General features: G+C 69.3%; 11 protein-coding genes and 2 pseudogenes. 6 read left to right on the top strand and 7 right to left on the bottom strand.

The window, feature by feature from the left end; genetic code table 11:
- A partial coding sequence (locus ACWD3I_RS48040) for a flotillin family protein (RefSeq protein WP_451084434.1) occupies window positions 1-1,731 on the top strand: 1,731 nt, incomplete at its 5' end.
- Between the two features lie 79 nt (window positions 1,732-1,810).
- Window positions 1,811-6,688: a DNA repair ATPase gene (locus ACWD3I_RS48035; protein WP_365413648.1), complete on the top strand. Its 4,878-nt coding sequence runs from the start codon at window positions 1,811-1,813 to the stop codon at window positions 6,686-6,688.
- Between the two features lie 816 nt (window positions 6,689-7,504).
- On the opposite strand, the gene ACWD3I_RS48030 is transcribed toward ACWD3I_RS48035, so the two are convergent.
- From ACWD3I_RS48030 to ACWD3I_RS48015, 4 genes and pseudogenes are all read right to left on the bottom strand, one after another.
- Complete coding sequence (locus tag ACWD3I_RS48030) at window positions 7,505-8,938, bottom strand: flotillin family protein (RefSeq protein ID WP_451084433.1); 1,434 nt, start codon at window positions 8,936-8,938, stop codon at window positions 7,505-7,507.
- Between the two features lie 103 nt (window positions 8,939-9,041).
- Window positions 9,042-9,557, bottom strand: a complete 516-nt coding sequence (locus ACWD3I_RS48025; protein ID WP_365413483.1) for a hypothetical protein — start codon at window positions 9,555-9,557, stop codon at window positions 9,042-9,044.
- A gap of 212 nt (window positions 9,558-9,769) precedes the next feature.
- A pseudogene (locus tag ACWD3I_RS48020) lies at window positions 9,770-10,008 on the bottom strand (IS5/IS1182 family transposase); the annotation flags it as partial.
- 232 nt (window positions 10,009-10,240) lie between these two features.
- A complete protein-coding gene (locus ACWD3I_RS48015; RefSeq protein ID WP_365413481.1) occupies window positions 10,241-11,134 on the bottom strand; it encodes a LysR family transcriptional regulator in 894 nt (297 codons plus the stop codon).
- A 137-nt stretch (window positions 11,135-11,271) separates the two neighbouring features.
- Between ACWD3I_RS48015 and ACWD3I_RS48010 the strand changes: the two genes are divergently transcribed.
- The 3 genes from ACWD3I_RS48010 to ACWD3I_RS48000 all read left to right on the top strand — a co-directional run bounded on the left by ACWD3I_RS48010 (window position 11,272) and on the right by ACWD3I_RS48000 (window position 13,523).
- Window positions 11,272-12,105, top strand: a complete 834-nt coding sequence (locus ACWD3I_RS48010) for an inositol monophosphatase family protein (protein WP_365413479.1) — start codon at window positions 11,272-11,274, stop codon at window positions 12,103-12,105.
- Window positions 12,106-12,145: 40 nt separating this feature from the next.
- Window positions 12,146-12,742 carry an NADPH-dependent F420 reductase gene (locus ACWD3I_RS48005; protein ID WP_365413477.1) on the top strand — a complete coding sequence of 199 codons (597 nt, stop codon included), beginning with the start codon at window positions 12,146-12,148 and terminating at the stop codon, window positions 12,740-12,742.
- A gap of 334 nt (window positions 12,743-13,076) precedes the next feature.
- The gene (locus ACWD3I_RS48000) at window positions 13,077-13,523 is read left to right on the top strand and encodes a hypothetical protein (RefSeq protein ID WP_365413475.1); all 447 of its coding nucleotides are present in this window, start codon (window positions 13,077-13,079) and stop codon (window positions 13,521-13,523) included.
- 315 nt (window positions 13,524-13,838) lie between these two features.
- Here the strand turns inward: ACWD3I_RS48000 and ACWD3I_RS47995 are convergent, their stop codons facing one another.
- Window positions 13,839-14,549: an SDR family oxidoreductase gene (locus ACWD3I_RS47995; protein ID WP_365413473.1), complete on the bottom strand. Its 711-nt coding sequence runs from the start codon at window positions 14,547-14,549 to the stop codon at window positions 13,839-13,841.
- Window positions 14,550-14,666: 117 nt separating this feature from the next.
- Here ACWD3I_RS47995 and ACWD3I_RS47990 point away from each other — a divergent pair, with 117 nt between their 5' ends.
- Window positions 14,667-15,035: a MerR family transcriptional regulator gene (locus tag ACWD3I_RS47990; RefSeq protein ID WP_099946741.1), complete on the top strand. Its 369-nt coding sequence runs from the start codon at window positions 14,667-14,669 to the stop codon at window positions 15,033-15,035.
- 70 nt (window positions 15,036-15,105) lie between these two features.
- Here the strand turns inward: ACWD3I_RS47990 and ACWD3I_RS47985 are convergent.
- Together ACWD3I_RS47985 and ACWD3I_RS47980 are read right to left on the bottom strand one after the other, a co-directional pair.
- Window positions 15,106-15,938: pseudogene (locus tag ACWD3I_RS47985) on the bottom strand (IS5 family transposase).
- A 172-nt stretch (window positions 15,939-16,110) separates the two neighbouring features.
- On the bottom strand, window positions 16,111-16,881 hold the full coding sequence (locus ACWD3I_RS47980; RefSeq protein ID WP_365413471.1) for a transposase family protein: 771 nt from the start codon (window positions 16,879-16,881) through the stop codon (window positions 16,111-16,113).
- Window positions 16,882-17,244 lie beyond the last annotated feature (363 nt).

Raw genomic sequence — 17,244 nt, 5'->3', positions numbered from 1 at the left:
GAGGACGTCATCAAGGTCGCGCAGGCCGTCGGGACGGCGCGGGCGAGCGACCGGGACACGCTGCAGGAGCTGTTCCACGCGAAGTTCTCCGAGGCATTGAAGACGGTCGGCAAGCAGCTGGACTTCACCGACCTGTACACCAAGCGCGAGGAGCTGCGGTACCGGATCATCGAGGTCATCGGTGTCGACCTGAACGGTTACCACCTGGAGGACGCGGCGATCGACTACCTGGAGCAGACGCCGCTGACCCAGCTGGACCCGGCGAACGTCCTGGACGCCCAGGGCATCCGGAAGATCACCGAACTGACCGCCGTGGAGCACGTGCGCACCAACGAGGCGCAGCGTACCGAGGAGAAGGAGATCACCCGGCAGAACGTGGATGCCCGTGAGGCCATCCTTGAGCTGGAGCGCCGCCAGGCCGACGCCGAGATCAAGCAGCGGCGGGAGATCGAGACGGTACGGGCCCGGGAGGAGGCCGAGACAGCGCGGGTGATGGAGGAGGAGCGGCTGCGCGCGCAGGGGGCGTTCCTGAGGACCGAGGAGCAGCTCGGTGTGCAGCGCGAGAACCAGGCCCGCGAGGTCGCCGTCGCGCAGAAGAACCGCGAGCGGGTCGTCGCCATCGAGAGCGAGCGCATCGAGAAGGACCGGCAGCTCGAGGTCATCGCACGTGAGCGGGAGACGCAGCTGACGCGGATCGCCGCCGAGAAGGAGGTAGAGGCGGAGAAGCGGGACATCGCCGAGGTCATCCGCGAGCGGGTGGCGGTGGACCGGACGGTGGCCGAGCAGGAGGAGTCCATCAAGACGCTGCGCGCGGTGGAGGAGGCGGAGCGGCAGCGGCAGGGGGTCGTCATCGCCGCCGAGGCCGAGGCACAGGAGCAGTTGGTCAAGGACATCAAGGCCGCCGAGGCCGGCGAGCAGGCCGCCGTGCACCGTGCCGCCGAGGAACTCACCCTGGCTGAGGCCCGGTTGAAGAGTGCGGACCTTGACGCGCAGGCCAAGCTGCGGCTCGCCGAGGGCGTCCAGGCCGAGTCCGCCGCGCAGGGGCTGGCCGCCGTTCAGGTCCGCGACAAGGAGGCCGAGGTCATCGAGAAGGCCGGGCGCGCGGAGGCCGAGGCGGCCGAGGCCCGGATGCGGGCCGAGGCGCAGGGCTGGCGGGCGAAGGCACTCGCCGAGGCCGAGGGCATCGGCGAGAAGCTCAAGGCCGAGGCCGCGGGTCTCACCGAGAAGGCGGCCGCGATGGCCGCCCTGGACGAGGCGTCCCGTGGTCACGAGGAGTACCGGCTGCGGCTGGAGGCCGAGAAGGAGGTACGGCTGGCTGGTCTGGAGGTGCAACGGCAGGTTGCCGAAGCGCAGGCGACGGTGCTGGCCACTGGCCTCGAGAGCGCCGACATCAACATCGTCGGTGGGGACTCGGTCTTCTTCGACCGGCTGGTGTCCTCGATCGCGCTCGGCAAGGGCCTCGACGGGTTCGTCCAGCACTCCGAGACGGCCCAGGCGCTGGCGAAGCCCTGGCTGGACGGCACCGCCAGCTTCACCGACGACCTCGGGCGTGCCCTCGGCTCGGTCTCCACAGCCGACGTGCAGAACCTGACCGTCTCCGCCCTGCTGATGAAGCTGATGACGAGCGGCGGCGCCCACGCCGGTCAGCTCCAGCAACTCCTGGACCGGGCAGGCGAACTGGGCCTTGCCGACACTCCGCTCGCCGGGGTGAACGGCAGCGCGAAGGCCTGATCGACTCGCGGTCCGGAACTGCCGCACAGGGGACGGCAGTTCCGGACCGCGTCCTTCTCGACTTCCGGAAAGGAAGCTCATGACCACCGGTCTGGACACCGGCACGTACGAGGTGTTGCGCGACCGCCTGACCGCGCAGGCCACCGAACTCGCCCGCCGCGCCGAGGCACTCAACGCCCGTCGCATCGAGGAGTTCGGTGCGACGCGGCTGGAACTCGCCGGCACCGAGCGGCTGCGCACCGAGCACGCCTGTGTGCCCCGCGACATCGTCTCGGTCGGCGACGTGCTGCTCTTCGGCCACAACGTCTTCCTCGGCCTCAAGCCGGAGACGGCCGTCGGCGACGTCTTCGCGCTGCACGACCGCGACCTCAACCGGCTGCCCGACGACGCCGTGCCCGGCCTGTTCGACGATTCGGCCTTCGTCCGCGAGCTCGCCGCCCTCTACCGCTACTACCGCCAGGCCCGTCTCCTGCAACTCCGCCGCGTGGACGACAAGTTGCTGGCCGTCTTCCAGACCGGTGAGAAGGGCGGCGACATCCGGGTCCTGCGCTGGGCGCTGCCCGACGGCGGCCGGGTGGCCTTCCTGGACGCGCGTGGCGACCGCGACCACGTCTTCCCGCCCTCCCACGACTTCGAGTGGACCGAGGCGACCCGCGAGGATCATGTCCTCGGCCGTCACCCGCATGTCTCCATCGACGGCGAGGTCTTCGTCGAGACGCTCGGAGGGACACTCACCGTCAAGGTCGAGAACAACACCGAGACGGGCGAGGGTGTCTATGCCGAGCCGGTCGTCGAGCCGCTGCAGTCCCTGGCCGACGCCGACATCGCGTACGCGCGCGTGGGCGCCCTCATCCTGCTGCGCATCCGCCCGTACAAGGAGGATGCCGACCGCCACCTGGTCTTCAACACCCTCACCAGGACGGTCGTCCGCCTTGACGGCATCGGCCAGGCCTGCCGCCGCCTGCCCGAGGACCAGGGCATCGTCTTCCCCGGCGGCTATTGCCTCGCGACCGGCACGTACAAGACATTCGACAGCGTCGACAGCACGGACCTGGAGTTCGAGCGCGCCGTCCGCTCCCCGAACGGTGAGGACGTCCTCTTCGCCTTCCACGCGCGTGTGGAGGGCCGCAGCCTGCTGCTGCCCTACAACATGATCCGCAAGGAGGTCGCCACCCCGCTGTCCTGTCACGGCTGGGCGCTCTTCGACGACGGCTCCCTGATCGTGCTGCGTGCGGACAGCGACGAGCCGCAGCGCGTGCACCCCGTTCAGCTGTGGCGCTCCCCGTACGTCTCCGGCGCGCATGCCGCCGCCCAGCCCGTCGGTACCGGCCCGCTGGCCCGCGTCGGCAACGCCGACCTCGTACGCGGCATCTCCGACTGCCTGTCCATCACGCGCGCCGTGGCCGAGACGACCCCGACAAGCGAGGTGTACGACGCACTGGCGGCCGCGTGCATCCGGGCCTCCGACTCCTACCACTGGCTGGGCGAACCCGAACTCGGCGATCTGCACAGGCCCTTGGAGCAGCTCAGGGCTACCGCCGAGCAGGTGCTGGCCGAGTTCGAAACCGTCCAGGACCTCACCCGCCAGGCCGCCGACGCGCTCACCGAGGCGGCGTCCCAGGTCGCCGCGGTCGTACGGCGCCTGCGCGGCGAGGCCCCGCGCGGCGCCGCCGCCTGGGTGACCGGGCTGACCGACCTCCGGCACGCCCAGGGCCACTTGCTCACCCTCAAAGACCTGCGGTACGCGGACACCGCCCGCATCGACGAGCTCGCCGCCGACGCCGCAGCCGGCCTCGCCGCCTTCGGTCAGAGGGCCGTCGCCCACCTCGCCCGCGAGGACGCCTTCACCGGCCACCAGGCCGACATCGAGCAGTTCGTCACGGAAGCCGGGGCGATCACCACCGTCGCCGAGGCGGAGCCAGTCGCCGCCCGCCTGGACGAACTCTCCGATCAGCTGCGCACGGTGACCGAGGTCGTCGCCGGACTCGACATCGCCGACACCACGGTCCGTACCGCCATCCTGGAGCGGATCGCCGGGCTCCTGGGCGGTGTCAACCGGGCCCGTGCCACCCTCGACGCCCGCCGCCGCGAGGTTCGTGACCGTGAGGGACGCGCGGAGTTCGCCGCCGAGTTCGCCCTCCTCGTCCAGGCAGTCACCGGCGCGCTCGCGGCCGCCCACAGCCCCGAGGCATGCGAGGAACACCTCGCGCGGATACTCGTGCAGTTGGAGAACCTGGAGTCCCGGTTCGCCGAGTGCGACGACTTCCTCAACGAGCTCGCGGACAAGCGCGACGAGATCCACGAGGCGTTCTCCGCCCGCAAGCAGACCCTCGCCGACGCCCGGGCCCGTCGCGCCGAGCGCCTCGCCGACTCCGCGACCCGCGTCCTGCGGACGGTCACCCGTCGTGCCGCCACGCTCCCTGACGCGGACGCCGTCGCCACGTACTTCACCTCCGACCCGATGCCCGCCAAGGTCCGCCGTACTGCCGGTGAATTGCGTGAACTCGGCGACCAGGTAAGGGCGGAGGAGCTGGACGGCCGTCTGAAGTCAGCTCGCCAGGAGGCGCTGCGCGCCCTGCGCGATCGCACCGACCTGTACACGGACGACGGCCGCACCTTGCGGCTGGGTTCCCACCGTTTCGCCGTCAACACCCAGCCCCTGGACCTCACGCTGGTCCCGCACGGCGACGCCCTCGCCTTCGCACTCACCGGCACCGACTACCGCTCGCCGGTGACGGACCCCGTCTTCGCGGCCACCCGCCCGTACTGGGACCGCCCCCTGCCCTCGGAGTCAGCGCAGGTCTACCGCGCCGAACACCTCGCCGCCCGGCTTCTCGACGAGCACGGTGCGGCGGCCCTCGCGGCAGCCGACGACCTGACCACCCTGGTCCGGAAGGCGGCGGAGGCGGCGTACGACGAGGGATACGAGCGCGGCATCCACGACCACGACGCGATCCTGATCCTCACCGCGCTCCTACGCCTGCACGAGGGCGCCGGCCCACTACGCCACGAACCAGCCGCCCGTGTTGCCGCCCAGATGTTCTGGGCGCACGGCACGACGACCGAGGAGCGCGAGAGCTGGACCCGGCGTGCGATGTCCATGGCCCGGGCTCGGGACACCTTCGGGCTGGCGCCCGCGATCGACGACCTGCGGGCCGAGCTGGCGGAATGCGTCGGCACGGACGCCGCGGCCGCCTACCTCATCGAGGAGCTGACCTGCGGTCCCGACGGCTTCGTCGTCAGCGGTGGCACGCGTACGCTGCTCGACAAGTTCCGCCGCACGGTAGGTACTTCAGCCTACGACGACGACCTCGCCGCCCTCGACGACCTGACCGCCCGCAAGCAGTTGGTCGAGGCGTGGCTGACGTCGTACACCACCGCGACCGGTATGGAAGTCACCCGCGGTGACCTGGCCGAGGCGGTTGCCGCCGAACTCTGCCCAAGCCTGGTCCGCTACGGGTCCGACGCGCCGCTGACCGAGACCGTCGAGGGCGTGCTCGGTACCCATCCGCGCATCGACGGCCGGACACTCACGGTCCGCGTCGACGAGCTCCTCGCCCGCACAAGGCGATTCCGCACCCAGGAGGTCCCCGCCCACCGCGCCTACCAGCGCCACCGCACGGCGCTGGTGGCCGCCGAGCGCACCCGCCTCCGCCTGGACGAGTACCGGCCACGGGTGATGTCGGCGTTCGTGCGCGGCAGGCTCATCGACGAGGTGTACCTGCCGCTGGTCGGCGACAGCCTCGCCAAGCAGCTCGGCACGACCGGTGAGTCGAAGCGCACCGACACCGGCGGACTGCTCCTGCTGATCTCCCCGCCGGGCTACGGCAAGACAACGCTCATGGAGTACGTCGCCGACCGCCTTGGCCTGCTCCTGGTGAAGATCAACGGACCGGCACTGGGCCACGCTGTCACCTCACTCGACCCGGCCGAGGCTCCGAACGCCACGGCCCGCCAGGAGGTCGAGAAGATCAACTTCGCGCTGGAGGCGGGCAACAACACGCTGCTCCACCTGGACGACATCCAGCACACCTCACCCGAACTGCTCCAGAAGTTCATCCCGCTGTGCGACGCCACCCGCCGCATCGAGGGTGTGCTGAACGGCGAGCCGCGCACCTACGACCTGCGCGGCAAGCGGTTCGCCGTGTGCATGGCCGGCAACCCCTACACCGAGTCCGGCAGCCGCTTCCGCGTGCCCGACATGCTCGCCAACCGCGCCGACGTGTGGAACCTCGGCGACGTCCTGACCGGCAAGGAGGACGCCTTCGCGCTGAGCTTCGTCGAGAACGCCCTCACCGCCAACCCGGTCCTCGCCCCGCTCGCCGCCCGCGACCGAGCCGACCTCGGCCTGCTCGTCCGCCTCGCCCAGGACGACACCACGGCCCGCGCGGACCGGCTCACCCACCCGTACGCGCCCGCCGAGCTGGAACGCATCCTTGCCGTGCTCCGCCACCTGCTGACGGCCCGGGAGACGGTCCTGGCGGTGAACGCCGCCTACATCGCCTCGGCCGCCCAGTCCGAAACCACCCGCACCGAGCCGCCTTTCCAACTCCAGGGTTCCTACCGCAACATGAACAAGCTCGCCCAGCGCATCCAACCGGTCCTGAACGACGCCGAACTGGCCGCACTGATCGACGACCACTACACGTCCGAGGCCCAGACCCTCACCACCGGCGCCGAGGCCAACCTGCTGAAACTGGCGGAACTGCGCGGCGCTCTCACGGCCGAACAGGCCGCACGCTGGGCCGCGTTGAAAGCAGCGTATGTACGCGCAGAGGCTCTCGGGGGCCCGGAAGGCGACCAGCTTGCCCGGGCCATCGCCGCGCTCGGCCTGCTCGGCGATCGGATCGCCGCCGTGGAGACGGCTATCAACCGTGCCGCCGACCCGCGCCTTCTCATCGTGAACCCGGCAGCCCGGCACGCGGTCCGCCCGGTGCCGGGCGATGGGGAGCGGTGAGGTGCCGAGCACTCGTCCGGCACCGCGTCCTCACGAGGCGCCCGCAGCAGCCACTGCCCGCCGACGGGCGCGGGCCGGTGCGGGCCTGGTGCCGGCGCTGCTCGTGCTGCCCTTCGCCATCGCCGGCCTGGCTCAGGCCCGCCCGGCGGTGGTGGCGCTGGGGCTGGTAGCTGGGGCTGCTGTTGCTCGGCGAGCTGGGCGAGGAGCGCCCACCGGCGCGCCACTCGACGACCAGGATCACCGCACGGACCCTGACCGGCGTGCGTTCCGTGGACCTGAACCACCTCACCAGCGTCCGACTGCTGACGACGTTCTCGTACGGCCGCACCTACCGCACGCTCCTCGTCCGCGACGTCCACGGGGTGCTGCTCGGCATCACCTTCCCCTCAGGAGCTGGGGACACTACGGTGCGGCATGCCCTTGCTGGAGCGGCTGGGACGGTGGGTCGACAGCGAGGCGGCACGGCATCCTCCGGGCCTCCGGCCTGGAGTAGATCTGCGCACTGACCGGCCCGGCTCAGCCCACCGGCCCTGTCACCAGCAGCACCACGCCCCGGACGCGAATGCCCCACGGAGCGGTCCGACGCCGCACCGGCTTGGGCGCCCAGCCGCGCAACGAGGCGATCGCCAGGGGCAGAACGCATGCCGACCAGCCAATCAGCCAAAGCCACAAGAACACCGCTCACACTCCGCATCCGGAAAGCCGCCCAGCAGCCGAAGAACTCGCACGACCACCCCGGCGCGGCCGAGGCACCTTCGGCCTCGAGCCCGGACAGCTCCAGGCTGCCCGGGCTCTCTCCACCGCCAAGTACCGCTGTCAGCCGGTGATCTCGACCTTCCCGTTGGTCTCGGCGGGTGCCGTGGTCGCGGGCTGCGAACCGCTGCCCCGCTGAGTGATGTTCTTCAGCAGTTCGGCGAGGTCGACTCCGGTGGTGGAACTGAGGAGTTCGACGCCCTGGGCGACGTTGTCGGCGACGGTGCGCGACAGTTGGCTGGCGCCGTCAGTGGAGATGACCGTCATCTTGTCGATGGCGCTGAGCGGCTCGGACGCCTTGGCGACCACCTGCGGCAGCACCTCGACGAGCATCTGCAGTACGGCAGCGTCGCCGTACTGGGCGAATGCGTCAGCCTTCTTCTGCATCGCCTCGGCCTCGGCGGCACCCTTGGCACCGATCGCGGCGGCCTCGGCCTCCCCCTCGATGCGGACCGCGTCGGCGAGCGCGGCACGGTGTGCCTTCTCGCCCTCACCGGTCAGCCTCGCCCGCTGGGCGTCCGCCTCGGCCTGCTTGACCAGGGCGATCCGGCGGGCTTCGGCCTCCTGCTCGGCCTGGTAGCGGGCGGCGTCGGCAGGCTTGCGGACCTTCGTGTCCAACTCGCGGTCGGTCAGTGCTGCCTGGCGCTCGGCGACCTTCTCCTGCTCGCTCAGGACCTCCTGGCTGCGCGCGGCCTCGGCCAGCGGACCCGCGGCAGCGGCGCGCGCGGCTGCCTCGTCGGTCTCGGCCTTGATCTCGGCCTGCTTGAGCGCGAACGTCCGCTGCGCGATCGCGATCTCCTCCTCGGCCTTCAGCCGCGCCTGCTCGGCGGCACGCCGGGCGATGGCCTCGGCGATGTCGGCCTCCTGCTTGGCGCGGGCCGCCTCCGGCCGGCCCAGGTCCTCCAGGTAGGAGCCTTCGGTGCTGATGTCCTGGATCTGGAACGCGTCCAGCACCAGGCCCTGCCCGGACAGACTGGCCTCGGCCTCCTCGGCAACCTGCCCGGCGAAGGCGGCCCGGTCGCGGATGATGTCCTCCACCGACATCCGCCCGACGATGGCGCGCAGCGCGCCGGAGAGCACTTCCTGGGTGAAGCCGACGATGCCGTCCTGCTGCATCAAGAACCGCTGCGCGGCCGCCCGGATCGAGTCCTCCGTGCCACCGACCTTCACGATGGCGACCCCTTCGAGGTGGGCCTTGACGCCCCTCAGAGTCACCGCACCGCGCACAGCCACCGGAATGTGCCGCGAGGACAGGTCGAGGTTGAACTTCTGCTGCACGAACGGCACGACGAACACGCCGCCGCCGACCACGACTTTCTGCCCGCTGTTGTCGGTGAAGATCCGGCCGGTCTCCGGATCGGTGGACTTCTTGCCGCGCCGCCCGGTGACGATGAACGCCTCACTCGGACCCGCCACCTTGTAACGGGTGACAACGACCAGACCGAGCAGGACGAGAAGTACAACGACGCCGATCACGGCGATGACGACTGGACTCATGACGAGTTCCCCTCAGCCCTCCCAGGGGACGGCAGATCGATACGAGTTGACGTAGCTAACGGGCACCGGTGTCAGCGCCGGACACGAGGTGCGGCGCGATGGGTCAGCGCTCCACCAGTCGGACCGAGACGGCCGTCTGTGACAGCGTCTCCTCCACCCAGACCTCTGCACCTCGGGCCACCGGGGTCGGGCTCTTCGCCGAGAGTTTCACCGGCTGCCCAGCCAGATGGACCAGCACCTCGCCGTACCCGCCGGCCGGAATGGCGGTGACCACGGCCCCCGAGGCACCGATCAGGTCGGCATCACGCGGAGCGGCGCCGGACCGGTCGCTCATCAGCGCGCGACTGAGCCGATAGGCGAGCCACCCCGTGGCGACACCGGCAGGCACTCCGACCGTTGCGGCACCGATCGCGCCAAGCCCGGTGGTGCCCAGGACGATCGCACCGGAGAAACCGAGCATGGAGACGAAGCCGGCAATGACCGGAAGCGACAACCACCCGTCGAAGAGACCGTCAAGCGTGTCGACGCCGTCGAGAAGCCCCTCAAGCACCCCGTCGAGGACAAGCGACAGGGCCAGAAGTACGACTCCTGCGATGCCGAGACCGAGAAACCAGGCCATCCGTGTTCACCGCCTCTCCTCGCCTCCACCCTGCTGATGTCCGCATACTCGCACGCACGCATCGCTCAGAACATTGCCTTGTTCCGGCAATCTTTACGCAGCTTTGATGCCGTGCCCTTCACATCCATCCGGCAGAGCACAGGGGCGCCCGGGCGTTCGAGGAGATTCCCCGCTCCCGCCCGGGACCAGTCCAGCTGGTTCTTCGAGCACAGGGTGGTCAGTTTGAGGAATCGCTTGTGGCAGCAGAGGGCTGCGGCAAGTCCGAGAAGGGCCAGGTAGTTGGAGGGATGGCGCTCGTAGCGGGGGCTGAGTCCACGGACAGCCACGACATGGTGCGCTCGAACACCCACCTGCGACGGCCCAACCGTTCGCTCGGCTCAATGCCTTTGCGGGCCATGCGTGCGCCGATCCGCTTGCCGTGCAGCCATCGCCGCAGGTCAGGAAGGTCGTAGGGTTGCCTCTGCCCACGGGACTCGGAGCTGTGTGGTCGCCCCCTTTTTCTAGCCCGAACATGGGCCGAGTCGAGGACTGCCCGAGACAGGTCAACGAGGCCTCTGCCAGCCAGGCACAACCACTGACCTGCACGTACACGACCGCGGCAAAGCCCGCCTCATCGTCGTTGCTCGCCACCCAGGTTCAACGGCCAACTGACCGTGTAGGGCGCCGCCTGAAGCTGGGTCACGTCAGGGCGCCAACGCGGTCCGGGCCAGATCGCGTAGCCAGACGTGTGCGGGGTCGGTGTCATAGCGCTGATGCCATGACAGGTACACCGTGGCCGGCGGCAGTTCGAACGGCAGTGGAAGCAGGGTCAGACCCAGAGCCGTGGCCGCTGAACGCGTCGTCGATTCGGGGGCTGTGACGAGGAGGTCGGAGCCTCGCACGAACTCGAGCGCAGCCCCTTCGGTGGGTGCGGTCGCCACTACCCTTCGGGTGAGGCCGAGCCGCGCGAGAGCGTCGTCAACGGCGTTGCCGAGTCTTCCGCGCCGCGACACGGTGATGTGCTCGGCCGCGGCGTACCGCGCGGCGGTGACGGCCTTGACTCGGGTGAGCGGGTGCCCCCGCCGCACGACGATGACGTGCTGGGTCTCAGCCACCGGCTCGGCGCAGATGTCGGGTGCGGTCGGGCGGTTCGCGTTCGCCTCCAGGTCGACTTCACCGCGACGCAGTTCGGGGGTGTCCATGTGTGATTCCGCGATGAAGCGCAAACGCACGCCTGGCGCCTGCTTGCATACGGCCGCGAGAAGCGTAGGACCACTGAGGGCGACGAGTGAATCGTGCCAGCGGAGTGTGAAGGTGCGCTCGAGCGTCGTGAGGTCGAGTTCGCGGCTCGGTGCCAGCACGCCCTGGACTTGTTGCAACAGCTCGTGAACCTGTTCCCGGACGGCGATCGCGTACGGCGTCGGAGTCATTGTGCGCCCGGTACGCACCAGGATCTGATCCCCCGTTGTGCGCCGGATCCGGCCGAGGCTTCGACTCATCGCGGGGGCGGTGACGTGCAGGCGCTCAGCAGCTCCGGCCACGCTGCCTTCTTCCAGGAGCGCATCGAGGGCGGCGAGCAGGTTCAAATCCAATTGCATGAGACTCATCCTAGCCGTTCTTTACATGCACTTGCAGTTAATGATGGGCCCTCCTACCTTCGAGAAGCGGGCGGGAAAGAACCACGGTTCTCGCCCGGTTCGCCTCATCCCCCCTGTCCTCAGATGGGAGCACCGCCATGCCCGAGTCGATTCAGACCACCGTGATTGCTGCAACCACCGTCTCCGTGTCCGACGCCGACCTGCTCGCGCAGACCGCGAACGCCGTGCGCGCGGCGGCTTCGGCGCTGCGGGAGCGGTTCGGCGACGTGGTCCGCTACCAGACGCGCGAAGAGCTGATGCGCGCGCTCGCCGCCAACGACGACGCGGCCCTCGACGTCCTGCGCCCCCGCCTCGCCCACCTGCGCCCTGACGCCCGCCTGGTGGAGGACGAGCTCGCGGGCGGAGCCCTGCCTCCCGGCGAATGGTGGGTCCTGGATCCGGCCGAAGGAAACGTCAACCACCTGCACGCCCTGCCGGAGTGGGCGGTGACCGCCACGCTCGTGCGCGACAACCAGCCGGTGCTCACCGCAGTTCACCTGCCGTTGACCGGTGAGACCTACACCGCACTCGCCGGTGCCGGCGCCCACCTCGACGGCCGACCGCTGCACGTGTCCCAGACCACGGACCTCGGCCTGAGCCTCGTGGCCACGAGCCAGGCCAGGCCCGACGAGGACGACAACGTCGTGCGGCGCATCGGCTCCTCGATCACGGCGATGCTCTTCGATGCACTCGTCGTGCGGACATCCGTGCCCGCCACCCTGCACCTCCTGAACGTGGCCGCCGGCCGGATCGACGCCTTCTGGCAGTTCGCCGGGGCCCGCGCGGACCTGCTTCCCGGGGCGCTGCTCGTCGCCGAGGCCGGCGGGCGGATATCCGATGCCGAGGGCCGCCCCTGGACCCCCGAGAGCGCGAGCTTCGTGGCCGCCGCGCCCGGCGTCCACGCCCAAGCCGTCACCACGCTCTCCCGCTGACGTCCATGAGAACCGCAAACACCGAAAGGACCACATCAGCATGACCATGATCGCCGTTCTCGGAAACGGCCGCGTCGGCGGCAGCCTGGCCCTGGCCCTCACCCGGGCCGGGCATGAGCTGACCATGGCGGACCGATCACCAGGCTCTGCTGCCGACGCCGCCCGGACAGCGCAGATCGTCATCAACGCCACCCCGGGCGCCAGTTCGCTGGAGCGGCTCGTCACGCTGCGGGAGGAACTGCGGGGCAAGATTCTCGTAGACGTCTCCAACGCCACTGTCGACGGACCGGACGGACTGCCGGCCGACCTGCTCTACCCCGGTTCGAGCCTCGCGGAGCAACTGCAAGAAGCTCTCCCCGACACGCACGTCATCAAGACGCTCAACACAATGCTCTACACGGTGATGACCGCGCCCGACACGCTCACCCAGACACCGACCGCCTTTCTCTCCGGCAAGGATCCCAAGGCCAAGCAGGTCGTACGCGGACTTCTCGCCGACCTCAGCTGGCAGCAGGAATGGATCACGGACCTCGGCGGCATCGAGACCGCGCGGGCCGCCGAGGCCGCGATCCTCTTCGTACCTCACGTGATCCGATCCAGCGGATTCGCGCCCTTCGCCGTCTCGATCACCCGCTGATAGCCCGACACAACTCGGCCTGAGAATGATCGTAGGACGCGGCGAGCCGGAGTGCCCGAACGGCTGTCAGCAGGGCTCTGGGGACTGTTGCGAGGGTGTCTGCCGGCGAGCTGAAGGAGGTGCGCAAGAACCCGGTCGCCGGTCGTATCGCGAACCTGCGAGGGTGTCCGTCATGAATTCTGAGCCGCCGCCTGCTGTCGCTCGTCACCTTGACCAAGGAGGTTCGTTGGCCCGGTTTGCGGATCGGATTCTTGTGGTCTGTCCGCGATGCGGGGGCCGCGCTCTTGTGATTCCCCGGCCGGGCCTTTCTGATCCCGGACATTACAGCGAGCTCTTGTTCCAGCCGCGGCGTCTGGCTTGCGGGGGCTGCGGTGCTGTCGACGACTGGAAGCCCGAGGTACAGGGGGCCGGGCTGGTCGGCGCGGTGCTGGGTGGCAGTGAGGACCCGTTCTTTCAGCAGCCACTATGGCTGCAGACCCGTTGCGTCGGTCAGACTTTGTGGGCCTATAACGAGGAGCAGGTCGACGAACTTTCCGCCTACGTCGGCGCGCAACTGCGAGAGCGTGGCGGGATGCGGCCGACAATGGCGATGTTCGCTCGGCTGCCGGCATGGATGAAGAGATCGGACAATCGCTCGGAGGTGCTGGCCGGCCTGGAGACGCTGCGGGCGCTGGCCGAACGGACGGCACCTGCCGACCGCTCCGATGTCGCGATCGGGCGCGGTGACCGCCCACGAGCACACCGAAGCATGTACTTCCGTGGCGGGCCCTACGGTTCCTGAACGCCCCGGTCACAGCCATTCGTTGGTGGCTGCGATGAGGAGAGTCGCCTCGTAACGGACCGTGGGTTTGCCACATCGCGTGGCGACGGCGCGGTGTCTCTTGAGGCGGTCAATCCCGCACTCGCCCACGTGGCGCTTAGAGAGCCCGGCGGTAGGCGTCACTTGAGTCTTCTGGTGGTGGGTAGGTGTCCCAGCGGTAGCGCGGCGGGCGCGCGTGCGGAGCGTGACGAGTACGCATGGCCGCGCCCGGCTGATCCGTAGATCCTCGAACGTCGACTGAAGTCTGGGCCGGCCGGGCGGGCGGCTGCTGAAGGGTCAGGCGGCGGGAACCGCCTGCGGATAGAGCGCGCTCGGGTCGGCGGACAGGGCCGCCTTGAGCTGGACGGAGTTGTTGTCGGCGAGGATCTCCATCTTCCCGGCCTCGATACCGTCGAGGGCGGCGCGCACGACGTCGGCGGGGTCGTTCTTCTCCACGTCCCACCCGGCCATCATGTCGGTGTCGGTGCTGGCCAGGTGCAGGCCCGTCACCGCGGTTCCCTGGCCCGCGAGTTCGAGGCGGATGCCGTTGGTGAGGCTCCACGCCGCCGCCTTCGACGCGCTGTAGGCGTTGGCCCCGTCGTAGGCGAGCCAGGACATCGCCGACAGGACGTTGAGGATGGCCCCGCCGCCGTTGGCGGCCAGGACGGGAGTGAACGCCCGGACCACGTTGAGGGTGCCGAAGTAGTTGGTGTCCATCTCCAGCCGGATCTTCTCGGGGTCCCCGGTGACGAGGTTCTGCTGGGTGAAGACGCCGGCATTGTTGATCAAGAGGGTGACGTCCGAGGCCGTGCCCGCCGCGGCGGCGACCGAAGCCGGATCGGTGATGTCGAGCCGCAGTACCTCCACACCGGGCAGGTCGACGAGGTGGGGGGTGCGCGCGGTCGCGTAGACCTTGGTGGCGCCCCGGTGCAGGAGCTGTTGGGCGAAGTGCCTGCCGATGCCGCGGTTGGCGCCGGTGACGAGGGCGACGGAACCGGTGATCTTCATGGGGAGTCTCCTGGCGGTGGTGAGGTGATTCCTGTCCGGGCTGTTCACGGGCTACGCTAGAACCTGACGTTGACGTCAGAGGCAAGGAATGTGATCCAGGTCACGGAGGGGGCGTTGATGCGCATCGGTGAGCTGGCCTCAAGGGTGGGCGTGAGCGTGCGGGCACTGCGCTACTACGAAGAGCAGGACCTGCTGGCCTCGGCGCGCAGCCCCAGCGGCCAGCGGCAGTACCCGGACAGCGCGGTCGACCGCGTCCAGCTGATTCAGCAGCTGTACTCCGCAGGGCTGCCGAGCAGGGCGATCCTGGAACTGCTGCCGTGCGTCGAGACCGGTGACGTGACCCCCGCGCTGCTCGACCGGCTGTCGGCCGAGCGGGACCGCATCGATACGCAGGTCAGCACCCTGGTGAAAACCCGGGACCGGCTCGACGCCATCATCACCACAGCCTCCACAGCCAGGAGCGCGGGCCGGCCCTGCCCTCGTTGAGCAGCGCGCCTTCCCCAGGCGTGCGGCAGTACTTGTCCGCCCGAGACTGACGGACGCCCGTAAGCAGGCGTCACTTGAGTCTCTTGGTGGTGGGCCGTCCGTCCCAGCGGTAGAGCGGGGTCGCGCGGCGGATGAGCATGCGGAGCGTGACGATTGCGGCGGACAGGCAGAGGTAGAAGTCCACAACGCACTGGCGCTTCTCGGTGCAGCGGCAGACCTTGCCGAAGCCGTTCATCCATGCGTGGCTCCGCTCCACGACCCACCTCTTGCCGGCCTGGATCGGTGCGGGCACGCCCTTGCGGGCGATCTCGCCGGTGAAGCCCAGTTCCTCGAGCGCGGCTCGGGTCTTGTCACTGTCGTAGCCCCGGTCCAAGTTGACGTTGACCTGCTCGGGAAACACACCGACCTGCTTCTTCGCGGTCTCCAGGGTGGGCACGAGCAGCGGGGAGTCATGACGGTTGGCCCCGGCCGAAACGAGACCGATCGGGACGCCGCGGGCTTCGGTGGCCACTGAGCGCTTCAGGCCCTGCTTGCCCCGGTCGACCGGGGAGCGTCCGGCTCTCTCGCCGCCGCAGGGAGCCTTGGTGATGCACCCGTCGACGGACAGCTCATGGAGTTGGAGGCCGATCATGCGGTCGTACGCCTGCACGGCCAGCCCGTGGACCTGCTCGGCCATGCCCAGTACTTGACGCGGCGTCGGATGGTGCGGTCGGAGCACTGGCGGTCGGCGATCCGCTCGTATCCGGAGCCGTGCACCAAGGCGGCGATGACGCGCTCGAAGACAATCCGGTCCGGGATGCGCGGGTTGTGGCAGCCGAGCGGATGGGTATCGACATGCTCGGGCAGCAGCGCTGCGAACTGGTCCCACAGGGGTTCGAGCAGGCATGATGGCAGGATAGGCATGAGCCCTCCGGTGATCACTGAGCGTCAAGAACTCCATGATCACCCAGGCTCATGCCTGTCTTGCCTCCGGATCGTCACACGGCCATTCGCCACACCTACCGCCGGGCTCTCTAAAAGGTGTTGCACAAGGCCGTGTTCGGGCAGGTCAGGGCCCGTGGAGGCAGTCCTCTGGTCATGACGCGAGGGCGAGGTTGTGCATGTGCGCGACGGCTTGTACCGCGTGGTGAAGGCCGTCACCGCGTTGCCGGCAGTCGCGGAGGATCTTGTAGTTCTTCATCCGGCCGATCACATGCTCCACCCGTGCGCGGACCTTGCGGTGGGCGGCGTTGTCTTCTTCCTCGCCCGCCAGCAGGGCCCGATGGGGGCGTTTGCGGTGCGGAGTGATCATCCCGCAGTTGAGGTAGGCACCGTCGCCCAGCACCGTCACGTCCTGACAGTGCTCGGCCAGGCCGGAGGCACGCCAGGCATGCGCGTCCGCGGTGGTGCCCGGCACCGGCCGGGCCGCCGCAATCACCAGACGCGTGTCAACATCCACGATGACCTGCACGTTCGCCGAGAAACGGTAGTTGCGTGACGAGGAGCCCACGCGCCGGTCACGGACCGGGACCAGGGTGTCGTCCACGATCCACAACCGGTCGGCCGCCTCAGCCGGACGGGAGACCGGCTCCAGCGCCAGCAGCGGACCGAGCCGCTGGATCACTCGGCACACGGTCGAGGAGGAGATCCCGAACAGCAGACCGAGCTGCCGCATGGTCAGGTTCGTGCGGTAGTAGACGGCCACCACCAGAACCCGCTCGGCCAGCGGAAGACTCCACGGCCGACCGCGCAAAGTCCCGTTGCCCCCACGATCTCGGACTGCCCGCAACAGCCGGCCGAACTGATCCATCCGCAGCCCGGTGAACGTCTCCACCCACACCCGCTCGGCCCTCAACACCCCAGCCATACAACGGAGATGACCAGTTCACGGCCTTGTGCAACACCCTTTCGGAGATGTCCCGCAAAGGTCGGCTGATGCGCCCGGCCACAAGAGCAGGGTGCCTGGGCGGCATGATGTCCTCCGTGAAGAACAGTGCAGTCCTGCATCCTGACCGGATACCCGGCTACGACGGTGGCCCCCTTACGCACCAGGTCCGCCTCCTGGATGAGCCGCTCTTCTGGCTGGGGCACCTCTACTCGTGTATCCACAGCGAGGAGACCGAGGAACTGCTGTTGGGCCTTGACCCGGAATCTTGGACACGGGTTATGCGGCTGGGGCCAGGGTAGTTGCTGTTGAGTCGAGTGCTGTCTCGTAAGCGATGGGGCTACG

Source organism: Streptomyces sp. NPDC002817 (genome assembly GCF_053592055.1).
This window is presented reverse-complemented; position numbering and strand designations above follow the sequence as displayed.

Coding starts and splice junctions, on each gene's coding strand:
- ACWD3I_RS48035 (WP_365413648.1), top strand. CDS start 1,811: ATGACCACCGGTCTGGACACCGGCACGTACGAGGTGTTGCGCGACCGC.
- ACWD3I_RS48030 (WP_451084433.1), bottom strand. CDS start 8,938: ATGAGTCCAGTCGTCATCGCCGTGATCGGCGTCGTTGTACTTCTCGTC.
- ACWD3I_RS48025 (WP_365413483.1), bottom strand. CDS start 9,557: ATGGCCTGGTTTCTCGGTCTCGGCATCGCAGGAGTCGTACTTCTGGCC.
- ACWD3I_RS48015 (WP_365413481.1), bottom strand. CDS start 11,134: ATGCAATTGGATTTGAACCTGCTCGCCGCCCTCGATGCGCTCCTGGAA.
- ACWD3I_RS48010 (WP_365413479.1), top strand. CDS start 11,272: ATGCCCGAGTCGATTCAGACCACCGTGATTGCTGCAACCACCGTCTCC.
- ACWD3I_RS48005 (WP_365413477.1), top strand. CDS start 12,146: ATGACCATGATCGCCGTTCTCGGAAACGGCCGCGTCGGCGGCAGCCTG.
- ACWD3I_RS47995 (WP_365413473.1), bottom strand. CDS start 14,549: ATGAAGATCACCGGTTCCGTCGCCCTCGTCACCGGCGCCAACCGCGGC.
- ACWD3I_RS47990 (WP_099946741.1), top strand. CDS start 14,667: ATGCGCATCGGTGAGCTGGCCTCAAGGGTGGGCGTGAGCGTGCGGGCA.
- ACWD3I_RS47980 (WP_365413471.1), bottom strand. CDS start 16,881: ATGGCTGGGGTGTTGAGGGCCGAGCGGGTGTGGGTGGAGACGTTCACC.